The organism is Lysinibacillus boronitolerans JCM 21713 = 10a = NBRC 103108 (assembly GCF_000772935.1).
GTDB lineage: Bacteria > Bacillota > Bacilli > Bacillales_A > Planococcaceae > Lysinibacillus > Lysinibacillus boronitolerans.
Genome location: NZ_JPVR01000076.1, coordinates 15,955 through 28,801 on the forward strand (window position 1 = coordinate 15,955; position 12,847 = coordinate 28,801).

General features: G+C 38.5%; 10 protein-coding genes, 1 riboswitch and 1 other annotated feature. All 10 genes read right to left on the reverse strand.

Features of this window, described 5'->3' with window-relative positions; translation table 11 throughout:
- Positions 1-57 precede the first annotated feature (57 nt).
- Positions 58-235, reverse strand: a riboswitch (Lysine riboswitch).
- A gap of 107 nt (positions 236-342) precedes the next feature.
- The 10 genes from uvrC to CD31_RS13435 all read right to left on the reverse strand — a co-directional run bounded on the left by uvrC (position 343) and on the right by CD31_RS13435 (position 12,830).
- On the reverse strand, positions 343-2,133 hold the full coding sequence (uvrC, locus tag CD31_RS13390; protein ID WP_036078276.1) for an excinuclease ABC subunit UvrC: 1,791 nt from the start codon (positions 2,131-2,133) through the stop codon (positions 343-345).
- A 123-nt stretch (positions 2,134-2,256) separates the two neighbouring features.
- Positions 2,257-2,568, reverse strand: coding sequence for a thioredoxin (gene trxA / locus CD31_RS13395; protein WP_004226420.1), 312 nt, complete (start codon positions 2,566-2,568; stop codon positions 2,257-2,259).
- A gap of 121 nt (positions 2,569-2,689) precedes the next feature.
- A complete protein-coding gene (locus CD31_RS13400; RefSeq protein WP_425319311.1) occupies positions 2,690-4,006 on the reverse strand; it encodes an amino acid permease in 1,317 nt (438 codons plus the stop codon).
- 91 nt (positions 4,007-4,097) lie between these two features.
- Positions 4,098-4,329: a binding site (T-box leader), on the reverse strand.
- Positions 4,330-4,467: 138 nt separating this feature from the next.
- Positions 4,468-5,445 (reverse strand): electron transfer flavoprotein subunit alpha/FixB family protein, encoded by a 978-nt coding sequence (locus CD31_RS13405; RefSeq protein ID WP_036078280.1) that lies wholly within the window; start codon positions 5,443-5,445, stop codon positions 4,468-4,470.
- 47 nt (positions 5,446-5,492) lie between these two features.
- Positions 5,493-6,266 (reverse strand): electron transfer flavoprotein subunit beta/FixA family protein, encoded by a 774-nt coding sequence (locus CD31_RS13410; protein ID WP_016991549.1) that lies wholly within the window; start codon positions 6,264-6,266, stop codon positions 5,493-5,495.
- A 114-nt stretch (positions 6,267-6,380) separates the two neighbouring features.
- Positions 6,381-7,154, reverse strand: coding sequence for an enoyl-CoA hydratase (locus CD31_RS13415; protein ID WP_016991550.1), 774 nt, complete (start codon positions 7,152-7,154; stop codon positions 6,381-6,383).
- A 14-nt stretch (positions 7,155-7,168) separates the two neighbouring features.
- Positions 7,169-7,750, reverse strand: a complete 582-nt coding sequence (locus CD31_RS13420) for a fatty acid metabolism transcriptional regulator FadR (protein WP_016991551.1) — start codon at positions 7,748-7,750, stop codon at positions 7,169-7,171.
- A 138-nt stretch (positions 7,751-7,888) separates the two neighbouring features.
- The gene (locus CD31_RS13425; RefSeq protein WP_036078283.1) at positions 7,889-9,583 is read right to left on the reverse strand and encodes an AMP-binding protein; all 1,695 of its coding nucleotides are present in this window, start codon (positions 9,581-9,583) and stop codon (positions 7,889-7,891) included.
- 444 nt (positions 9,584-10,027) lie between these two features.
- Positions 10,028-10,441: a DUF350 domain-containing protein gene (locus CD31_RS13430; protein ID WP_008179180.1), complete on the reverse strand. Its 414-nt coding sequence runs from the start codon at positions 10,439-10,441 to the stop codon at positions 10,028-10,030.
- A gap of 22 nt (positions 10,442-10,463) precedes the next feature.
- A complete protein-coding gene (locus CD31_RS13435; RefSeq protein ID WP_036078285.1) occupies positions 10,464-12,830 on the reverse strand; it encodes an endonuclease MutS2 in 2,367 nt (788 codons plus the stop codon).
- Positions 12,831-12,847: the final 17 nt, after the last annotated feature.

Sequence of the window (12,847 nt, forward strand, 5' to 3'; positions counted from 1 at the left end):
CAGCCTCCACATAACGTGAAAGCTACCTATAACATGTACAATAATCGTAACTTGCGCATGTGTGATAGCTCTCCGAAACGTTTAGAATCGACAGTCTTACATTTCTTAAATGCAAAACCAGTACAGCAATGGAACAACAATACTGTACTTCGGCAAGCTCCCCTTTCACACAATATCTTTGGATTTGTCCATCCTCCATCGTGTTACTCTTGAACCTTGCACCTCTATCATCACTTTAAAGTGAATGTATTCAATTCATTAAGCCTTAGCGTAAACAAACTAGTCACGCAGTTGGCTCTCCATAACATTGAAAACAATGTTATTTATAACCATAGCACATGCCTATTCCTTTGACAATGATTGTTGCTGAAAATAGCTAAAAATTTGGCTTGCTAAATTAGCGGGCATCCCAGCCTCCTGTAATGCTAGCTCGCTCGCCTCTCGAATTTTTTTGACTGAACCGAAATGTTTTAGCAACTGTTGCTTTCGTTTTGGTCCTACCCCTTCAATATGATCTAATACAGATTGAATGGCATGCTTCTCATGCTGTTGACGCAAGAAGGTAATAGCAAAGCGGTGAACTTCGTCTTGAATTCGTTGTAATAAATAAAAGCCATCACTTGTACGTTTCAAGCTAATCACTTCTGGTGGATCACCAAACAATAGCTGAGATGTATTATGCTTATCATCCTTTGCTAAACCAGCAATCGGTATGACAAGACCCAGCTCATCTTCTAGTACTTCACGGGCTACTTCCATTTGCCCCTTACCACCATCAATTAAGACTAAATCTGGTAATGGGAGACCTTCCTTTAAAACACGTATATAGCGACGACGTATAACCTCCTGCATTGCACCGTAATCATCATGCTTGGCTGCTGTACGTGTTTTATATTTTCGGTATTCCTTTTTCGCAGGCTTCCCATCAATGAACACTACCATAGCAGATACTGCATCCGTTCCATGCATATGACTATTATCAAAAGCTTCAATTCGTAAAGGTGTACTAATACCCATTGCTTCACCAAGTGCCTCACAAGCACCAATGGTACGTTCCTCCTGGCGTTCTATTAGCTGGAATTTAGCTGCCACAGCAATTTCGGCATTTTTGGTTGCTAATTCAACCAATTCCTTCTTTTGACCTCTTTTCGGTGTGAGCACTTTGATCTCTAATAATTCCGTTAAGATAGCTGCATCAATGGCTTGTGGAATAAAGATTTCTTTTGGCTTAATATGCTCTGGTTTTTCATAAAAGCGTCCAACAAAAGTTAAAAATTCATCCTCTGCATCTTGATAGATTGGGAAAATCGAGACATCACGCTCTATCAGCTTACCTTGGCGCACAAAGAAAACCTGTACACACATCCATCCTTTTTCCACGGCATAGCCAAATACATCTCGATTTGTTGTATCACTTGAAACTATTTTTTGTTTCTGCATAACCGTATCAATATGGGCAATCTGGTCTCGGAATTCCTTCGCTCGCTCAAATTCCAGATTTTCGGCAGCTGCTAGCATTTTAGCTTCAAGCTCTTTTTTGACTGCCTCCACACCACCATTTAGAAACTTCGTCATATCCTCAATCATTTCTTGGTAAACCTGACCATCAATTTCCTTCACACATGGTGCTAAGCATTGACCCATATGATAATACAGGCAAACCTTCGATGGTAATTGTACACATTTACGCAGCGGATACAATCGATCCAATAGCTTTTTTGTTTCACTTGCTGCATAGGCATTTGGATAAGGACCAAAATATTTAGCCTTATCCTTTTTTACCTTCCGTGTCGTAATTAGACGAGGATGTTTTTCATTCGTAATTTTTAAATATGGATAGGTCTTATCATCCGTTAACATGACATTATATTTTGGATCATGTAATTTGATGAGATTCAGCTCTAAAATAAGTGCTTCAATATTGGATGACGTCACAATATACTCAAAATCTTCTATTTCACCTACAAGCCTTTGCGTTTTGCCTTCATGTGTTCCAGTAAAATAAGAGCGGACACGGTTTTTCAGAACTTTTGCTTTACCGACATAAATGATTGTCCCTTGTCGATCCTTCATCAAATAGCAGCCAGGCTGATCTGGTAAAATATCCAGTTTTCGTTTGATTAAATCATTCATTACCTACCTGCCCCCCTAAGTAAAAATTCCCCTCATTAGAATAATGTTAGTTATTTTCTATATTATATAACGAAAAAAAGCCGAACACATCTATTGATGGCTCGGCTTTGTGAACTTCATTCATTACGCATGTTTTGCGATAAATGCTTCTAAAGCTTCTTTTGGTTGGAAGCCTACTGTTTTGTCAACTAATTCTCCATCTTTAAATAATAGTAAAGATGGGATTGACATAATTTGATACTGAGCTGCAGTACCTTGGTTATTGTCAACGTCAACTTTTACAATTTTAGCCGCACTACCCGCAGCGTCCATTTCTTCAAGAACTGGCCCAATCATTTTACATGGTCCGCACCAAGCAGCCCAAAAGTCTACTAGTACTAACCCTTCTTTAATATCGTCCTGGAACGTAGCATCTGTTGCATGTACAATTGCCATTTGAAATCCTCCTTAAACTTACTATGACTGTAGTATAGCATGGATAAATTCACTTGAGCGAACAATCTGCCTACAATGTATTTTTTATGCAAATCTATGTCGAAAAATCAAATCACAGCCATTAATTGTCTTGATAACGACCTTTCAATACATAGGTTAACGTAATAAAAAGGTAAATAGCTAACGTAATGCCTGTCACAATAATTGATGTGGTAAAAATAATCCCGATGAGAATCGCACTTAACGCTAGTATAGCTACCCAAGTTGTATAAGGGAACCATTTTACTTCATAGGCACTTGTGTGCTCTGCTTGTTTTTTACGTGATTTTAAATGTGCAATCGCAATAATTAACCAAATAAATAACACAGTATAACCAAGTGATCCCATTAGAAAATCAAAGGTCTTGCTTCCCGCATATAAAGATAAAATGACCCCTAGATACATCGCTAAAGTACACATTAAAATTGCATATACTGGTACTTTTCGTTTCGATAAATAAGCAAAGATTTTAGGCACCCGTCCATCTACAGCCTGTGTATAGAGTACGCGTGATGAACCATACAGTCCAGAATTCATTGATGAAATAATGGCAAGTAAAACAACAGCGTTCATAATATGGTCTGCCCCTGGAATACCAACCATTTTAAAAACCATGACAAACGGGCTTTCAGGAACCCCATTTACTTCATTCCAAGGAATCAAGCTTACGATAATAAAGAATGGCAGTAAATAAAAAGTAACAATACGTACTAATGTACTGCGAACAGCTTTTGGCACTACTTTTTCAGGATTTTTCGTTTCAGCTAATGTAATCCCGATGATTTCTGTCCCGCCATAAGAGTAGATAACTACAAGCATAGCTGCAATTAATCCCGTCGAGCCATTAGGGAAAAACCCACCATGCTCTGTTAAGTTAGCAAAACCAACAGCATTATGATTTCCAAACGTAACAAGCAATAAAATAAGTCCTGCAATGATAAAGACAATAATAACGGTAATTTTGATTAATGCTAGCCAATATTCTGTTTCTGCAAATATTTTTACGGATAGTAAATTAATGGCTGTTACTAACACTGAAACAGATAGTGCGAGTATCCAAATTGGATAATCTGGTAGCCAATATTGAATAAAGATAGCTGCAACGACAGATTCTGCCGCAATATTTAAAACCCACATTTTCCAATAAATCCAATCCAGGAAATAAGCAGGGTATTTGCCTAACACTGATTGCACTAAATCTCTAAAGGTTCTTGCTTCTTTATTACGTACAGCCATTTCTGCTAAGCCTTGCATGACAAATAATAAAATAATGCCTCCGATTAAATACGCAATCAGCACAGATGGTCCTGCCATATCAATGGCTGCACTACTTCCTTTAAATAACCCCGCGCCAATGGCACCACCTAACGCCATCATTGTGATATGACGCGAGGTCATTGTTCTTGTCAATTGTTGCTTGTTTTTTTCCACTTTCTTACCTCCTAAAAATCAAAAAAGCATACCATCTCTTCCTTCATCATCAAATGAAAGAAGAGACGATATGCTATCAGCAAACCGCGGTACCACTCTAATTGGTTCATGAGAACCCAGCTTAAAACCTTGTAACGAAGGTTAAACGTCAAACAAATGGAATAATCTGATAATTACATTTGTGTTACCACTCCTAGGCAAGTTCAAAGTCTTATTGGTCTGCGTTGCACCAACCCGCAGCTCTCTTCACCGAATAATGAGCTTTTACTACTCCTAATCTTTGCGTTTCAAATCATTAATGTATCCATCACTATAATGTCTATCGTTAATTATGTCAATATTTTATTTTGCGATAATTTTCAAATAGTGCTTCTTGAAAAGGAAACCAATATAAAAAAGCAGGAAGGGTATCCCTTCCTGCATCTGCATTATGCGTTCACTTTTAATGCTTTAAATTCTTCAATTAGAAGCGGAATAACTTCAAATAAATCTCCAACGATACCATAATCAGCTACTTTGAAAATATTTGCTTCTGGATCTTTATTAATGGCAACAATGACTTTTGAATTGGACATTCCAGCTAAATGTTGAATTGCGCCTGAAATACCTGCTGCAATATAAAGATCTGGTGTTACAACCTTACCTGTTTGTCCAATTTGAAGCGAGTAATCACAATATTCAGCGTCACATGCACCACGTGATGCACCAACTGCACCGCCTAGTAAATCTGCTAGCTCTTTTAATGGCTCGAAGCCTTCTTCTGACTTCACGCCACGACCACCAGCAACAACTACTTTTGCTTCTGAAAGATCTACACCTTCTGAAGACTTACGAACAACTTCTTTAATAATTGTGCGCAGGTTTGTAATCTCTACAGCGACTGCAGACACATCACCTGTTTTACCTTCTGCTTTCTCTAAAGGTGTAATGTTATTTGGACGAATAGAAGCTAAAACAATACCATCTTTCACTTTTACTTTTTCAAAAGCTTTACCAGAGTAAATTGGTCGGATGAATACCACATCATCGCCTGCACCTTCAATAGCAGTGACATCAGATACTAGACCTGCTTGCAATTTGCTTGCAATTTTTGGCGATAAATCTTTCCCATTTGCTGTATGACCAAAGACAATACCTGCTGGTTGTTCTTGCTCGATAACAGCTAATAGTGCTTGACTATAGCCATCAGATGTATATTGTTTTAAATGCGGGTGTTCCACTGTTACTACTCGATCAGCACCATATTCAAATAATGGACCTGTTAAACCTGCTACAGCATCCCCTAACAGTACCCCAACAACTTCGCCACCATCAGCGATTTGTTTTGCAGCTGCAATTGCTTCGAAAGAAACATTACGTAAGCTTCCTTCACGAACTTCACTTAATACTAATACTTTTTTTGACATAGCATATTCCCTCCGTTACCCTTTAAGATTCGATTGACATCCAATAATTAAACAACTTTTGCTTCTGTGTGAAGTAGATTTACCAGTTCTTTTGCTTGTGCAGAAAGGTCACCCTCTAAAATACGACCTGCTGCTTTTTGAGCTGGTAAGAAGATGTCAACTGTTTCAATCTTCACTTCTACATCATCTTCATCGATATCTAAATCATCTAACTCAAGCTCTGCAAGCGGTTTCTTTTTCGCTTTCATAATACCTGGTAGAGATGGGTAACGAGGCTCATTTAAACCTTGCTGAGCAGTTACTAATAACGGTAAAGAAGTTTCAATTACCTCTGAATCTCCTTCAATATCACGAACAATTTTCGCAGTTGTTCCGTCAATTTCAAGTTTCGTAATCGTTGTTACATAATTTATATCCAATAAATCAGCAACACGTGGACCAACTTGCCCTGAACCACCATCAATCGCAACATTTCCTGTTAAAATTAAATCTGCATCTTTATCTTTTAAGTATTCTGCTAGTAGATAAGCTGCTGCATTTTGGTCCAGCTCATCTAAATCATCTTCTGTATTAATAAGCACTGCTTCGTCTGCTCCCATAGCAAGTGCTGTACGTAATTGCTTCTCTGCATCCTCGCCACCAATTGTCACTACTGTTACTTTCCCACCAGCAGCATCGCGAACTTGGATCGCCTCTTCAATGGCATATTCATCGTAAGGGTTGATAATGAATTCTGCGCCATCCTCTTGGATTTTACCACCCGACACAACGATTTTTTCTTCTGTATCAAACGTACGTTTAATTAATGCAAAAATGTTCATATATCCATACCTCCTGGAACGTTTTATAATTCTAAGTAAACTTATAAATATTATATATTTTCAGTTTCGATAACGCCGATAACATACTGAACGTTGCTATCGACATTTGGAAAATTATTTGCCAGTAAACACAGGCTCACGCTTTTCTATGAATGCTTGAATTCCCTCTTTGGCATCTTCTGTAACAAATACTGTTCCAAACGATTTCGCCTCTGCTTCAATGCCTTCATAGAATGATGCATGTTTTGCATATTGCAATGTTTGAATAGCCGCTTTTAAAGCGATTGGACTTTTCTTAGCAATGCCCTTAGCGATTTTTAACGTTTCTTCTAGCAGTGCTTCATCTGAGAATGCACGGTTCGCTAAGCCCCACTGAACAGCTTCGGTACCAGAGATTGGTTCACTTGTAAACATCATTTCAGCAGCCTTTGCTACACCAACATAGCGTGGTAAACGCTGTGTACCACCAAAACCAGGAATAAGCCCTAATTGTAATTCAGGTAAACCAAGTTTTGCAGATTCAGTGACATATCGCATATGACAGCTCATCGCTAACTCTAGGCCTCCGCCTAATGCCGCACCATGGATAGCTGCAATGACAGGCTTAGAAAACGATTCAACACGCTCAAAAACCTGTTGCCCGTTGCTAGCTAGCTTTGTAAATTCCTCTCCAGATTCTACCCCAATAAATTCTTTAATATCTGCCCCTGCAGAGAAGAAACGGCCTTCACCATGAAGTACAAGGACTCTTACAGCATCATCGTGTTCTACAGCATCTAGTACAGCGTTAACTTCTGCAATAATACCGCGAGATAATGCATTTGCTGGTGGACGTGCAATTGTAATAATCGCTACTCCATCTTCTACTTTCCAACTTAGAAATTCCATTTCTCCACATCCTTTTAAGCTTTAATGCCGTTCAGGATTAACGCCTGAACCTTTGGAACCTGTTCCATCAAATCATATCGATAGTCATTCATAACCCACGACGTAATAGTTTCATCAATTGTTCCAAAAACCATTTGTCGTGCCAAGCGTACATCCATCGTCTGATTGAACTCACCTGTAAGCATACCCTCGATTAAAATTTGATCAAGTAGCTGTAAATACTCACGCAATACTGAATTAATTTTTAATCGTAAGTCTTTGTTTGACTGGCGAAGCTCTAATTGTGTGACAGTTGCTAGGTATCGATCTGTCGCTAGAACATTAAAATGATTTTCTATCATTCGTGAAAGTTTGTCTTTAGACGTACTCCCATTTTCTATTATATCTTGTAATGACTCTACAAAAACAGCCATTTTTTCATTAAAGACAGAAATTAATATATCTTCTTTATTTTTAAAATATAAATAGATTGTTCCATCGGCCACCCCTGCCTGTTTGGCGATTTTCGATACTTGCGCTTGGTGATACCCATTCTCCGCAATAACGATGACAGCTGCATCAATAATTTGTTTATATTTTGGCTTATCTCGTTTCACTTTTATATCACCACCTAAAAAACATGCGCACGTCGATATGACGTGTGAACCTAAAAAAATATGAAAATATGAATGGTCATTCATTCATATTTTCATATTATATTTTACAGCATTGCTTGTCAATACTTTCACACGTATTTATTTCGCTTCTTTATTCGCTAATTTTGTTTTTTCTTCTTCAACTAACGTACGACGCAAAATTTTTCCTACAGCTGTTTTTGGCAGCTCTTCTCTAAATTCATAATAACGTGGAACTTTAAAAGCCGCTAGATGCTGACGACAATATTTATTTAATTCGTCCTCAGTAATCGAATATCCTTCTTTTAACACAATATAAGCTTTTACTGTTTCACCACGATACGGATCAGGTATGCCTGCCACTACGCACTCTTGGATCTCTTCACGTTCATACAACACTTCTTCCACTTCACGAGGATAAATATTAAAGCCACCAGCTATTATTAAATCCTTTTTACGATCTACTACATAGAAGAAGCCTTGCTCATCCATATAACCAAGATCACCTGTTAAAAACCAACCGTCAGCAAATGTCGCAGCTGTATCCTCTGGACGGTTCCAGTAGCCCTTCATTACTTGTGGTCCTTTAACAGCGATTTCACCCACCTCACCAATAGGTAGCTCTTCTGTATCCCCTGTACGTAAAATAACTGCTTCTGTATTTGGCCATGGTAAACCAATCGAGCCAATCACCCGCTTACCCCAAATTGGCGTAGCATGTGTTACAGGAGAGGTTTCAGTTAATCCATATCCTTCTACTAGCTTTCCACCAGTAACGGCCTCGAACTTCTCTTGCACTTCAATCGGTAATGAAGCAGAGCCACTTAGGCATGCCTTAATAGATGATAAATCATAATTCGCAATGTCTGGGTGATTTAAAAGGCCAATGTATAAGGTTGGTGCGCCGGGGAACAGTGTTGGTTTCTGTTTATCAATCGTTTTTAAAGCCGTCTCTGCATCAAACTTCGGTAAAAGCACCATTCTATTTTGAGTGAATACAGATAAAAGCATAACAGTAGTCATTCCATAGACGTGGAAGAATGGTAGAATGCCCATAATGGTTTCTTCACCATGAACACATTTATACATCCAAGCATCACACATTGTTGTATTGGCAATTAAATTTTTATGTGTCAGCATAACGCCTTTTGGGAAACCTGTTGTCCCACCCGTATATTGAAGGAGTGCTAGGTCTTCTTCAAAATCAAATGGAATATTGTCAATTAGCTTAATCGGTGCTGAGCGCATTATTTCTGAAAACAAATGATTTTGACCGCTATGTTCAACCTTGACACTAAAGCCATACTGCTTTTTTTGAATAAATGGATAGACTAAATTTTTTGGGAATGGTAAATAATCTTTAATAGCTGTCACAATGACATTTTCAAGTGCTGTCTCTTTCATAATTTTCATGACTCTTGGATATAAAATATCCATTACGAGAATAACCTTTGCTCCTGAATCAGCCATTTGATATTGAAGCTCACGTTCAGTATAAAGTGGATTTGTTTGTACTACAACAGCACCTGCATACATGGCACCATAGTAAGCGATTACACTTTGTGGCGTGTTTGGCAGCATAATGGCTACTCGATCTCCCTTTTCCACACCTAGTGTTTGTAAATAGTTTGCGAACCTTAAAGCTGACTCATATAGCTCGGTGTACGTCAAATCCTTTCCCATAAAATGAATCGCTACTTTGGATGGATTCTTTTTATAGGCACGTGTCAAAAACTCTTGCACTGGAATTTCCTCAAACGTTAAAGACGATGGTACTTCTTCAGGATAATTTGCTAGCCATGGTTTTGCTGTCATACGTCCTCTCCCCTTTGTCCCAAACTTTGTCAATTCTTATATTTATTATAATGAAAAAGAAATACAGTTTCAAACAGAAAATAGAAAATAAATGCATTTTCGATTAATTATTATGCAATTTACAACATTAATATGATTGGTATTTATCGGGATTTGTTTGAATAGACCTTATGAATACTCATTCATTCTTGACTTACTCCATAAAAAAATGATCAGCATATTCCTATATTATAAAAATAATTTGTTCAACCCTTTAATAGCGTTATATGAGAGAAAATTAATAGGTTGTAGTAGAATTTTATGCGATGTTTAATAAATAAAAAACGCATCCTCATAAAGAGAATGCGTTTTTTTAAACCGTTAACATATAGTAGACACCTACTGCCAAAAATGCAATACAGACAACGATTAGTACTTTTGCTAATTTTTCCATTCATGACACTCCTATGCAATACTTGCCCCAATTACAAACGAAAGACCGACTGAAATGGTAAAGGAAATGAAACCAACTGAGCGATTATCATTGGCAATCTCTTGATCAACGTTAAAACGAGGTGTCATAAATTCAAATAAGAAATACGCTACAATTAATAATGTAAAGCCAAAAAGGCCCCAGCCGATCATTTCACTTAATGTGCTATGACGTGCAATGGAAAAGCGGAAGATATTACAAATCCCTAGTATTTTCCCCCCCGTTGCAAGAGCCACAGCGACATTACCTTTTTTAATTTCTTCCCAATTTTTATATTTCGTAACGACTTCGAACAATGCCATCGAGACGACTAAACATAATACTACAACACTAAAATATCCTGCCGTTTCGATAATTGGATATCGCCAAAAGCCAGAATTCAGCATTTTTCTCCGTCCCCTTTATAGCTTATTTCAATTCAACAACTGTGACGCCTAAGCCCCCTTCACCGGCTTCACCAAAACGGAAGGATTTTACGCGCTTATGCTTTTTCAAATAGCTTTGAATACCTTGACGTAACGCCCCTGTACCAACTCCATGAATAATGGATACACGACCATAATTAGAGAGTAATGCATCATCAATATATTTCTCTGTTCTTACGATTGCATCCTCATAGCGTTCACCACGTAAATCTAATTCTAATTTCACATGACTATTTCTATTTTTCACACCAGCTGTTCGTAATACAGGCTCTTTTTCAGGTTTAATATACTCCAAATCACTATCTGAGATTTTCATTTTTAAAATCCCCATTTGGACAACCCATTCGGTATTCGACACCTTTTCTAACAAAGTACCTCGTTGACCATAGCTTAACACCTTTACCTCGTCTCCGACAACTAAGTTTTGTGCACGAGCTTTAACTTGCGCCGCCTTTTTTAGCACTTTATTGTCTTCAAGTGGTGTTGCTTCTTCCAAGCGTTTACGTGCTTCAATCAATTCATGCTCCTTGACAACTTGATCCGCATTTTTACGCATTTCTCGAAGCTCCGCAATAATCGCTTCTGCTTCACGTTTCGCTTCATCAACAATTTTACGCGCCTTTTCCTTCGCCTTCTTATCAAGCGCCTCTTTGCGCTCCTCATAGGCTTGCAATTTATCTTGAAGCTCTTTACGCAATGTCTCTGATTCTAATAGTAATGCATGCGAACGCTCTGCATCATCTTCGGATTGGCGACGTGTTTCTTCCAATGAGGCAATCATCGATTCAACCTCATGTCGATCGGTTCCAGTAAAGCCTTTAGCACGATCAATAATGGATTCAGGTAAACCGAGACGACTGGAAATTTCAAATGCATTTGAGCGCCCAGGCACACCGATAAGTAGACGGTAGGTCGGGCTCAACGTTTCAATATCAAATTCTACACTGGCATTGGCTACACCTGGTCGATTATAGCCATAAGCTTTTAGCTCAGGATAGTGAGTTGTAGCCATTACACGAGCACCGCGCCCATGTACTTCGTCTAAGATTGAGATGGCTAAGGCTGCCCCTTCCTGTGGATCAGTACCTGCCCCTAACTCATCAAAAAGAACAAGTGATTCGTGATCAAATTTTTGTAGGATGTCTACAATATTGACCATATGGGACGAAAACGTAGAAAGTGACTGCTCAATTGATTGCTCATCACCAATATCGGCAAATAATTGCTCAAATACAGCAAGTTCTGAGCCATCTAATGCTGGCACTGGTAATCCTGCTTGCGCCATTAATGTACACAAGCCAACCGTTTTTAATGTCACCGTTTTACCACCTGTATTCGGACCTGTAATGACAATAGCTGTAATATCTTTACCAAATTCAATATCATTGGGAATAGCTGATTCTATAGGTAACAGTGGATGACGCGCACGTATTAGTCGGATATAGCCATTCTGATTCATTTTAGGCATTGTACATTTATTGGCTTGGCCATATTTGCCCTTTGCTAAAATGACATCGATATCACCTAATACCTTCACTAAGTTAAATAAATCTGATGCTACTTCTTGCACCATTGCACTTAATGCTAGTAAAATACGTTCAATTTCTGCCTGCTCCTTCATTTTCAAGCGATGAATTTCATTGTTTGCTTGGACAACAGAATCTGGCTCAATGAATAAGGTTTGACCAGAAGAAGATTGGTCATGGACAATCCCGCCATAATGGTGACGGTATTCTTGCTTTACAGGAATAACAAAGCGATCATTACGAATTGTCACAAGTGTATCCGAAAGCATTTTTGCTGCATTACTTCCACGAATTAGACTTTCCAGCTTAGAGCGAACTTTCCCTTCTTCAGCACGCAAAGATTGGCGAATAGAGCGCAATGTTTGACTAGCAGAATCTAAGACAGCTCCATTGTCGTCAATACAGTTATTGATTTCATGTTGCAGCCCTGTTAAGACAGGCATTGCTTCCTTTTTGGAGATGAAATGAGGAATAGCAATCACTTCTTCGGCTTCTAAATCTTCAATAAAATTGCGCAAAATTCGGCTTGCTCGAATCGTGCTCGAAATTTCCATTAGTTCTACTGCTGCTAACATGCCTCCTATTTGAGCACGTCTGGCAGAGGGACGGACATCGAAAATGCCTCCCATTGGTACATTACCCTTCACACGCAAAATGGATAATCCTTCATCCATTTCCTCTAATAATTGTACTACTTTATCAAAATCTGTTTGTGGCACAAGCTCCTCAATGGCAGATTTACCAATGGAGGAAGTACAATAGGAAGCCACTTGTTGCCTAACTTTATCGTATTCTAGTGTTTTCAATGCGCGATCTGCTATCACTGAGAACACCTCCTCAG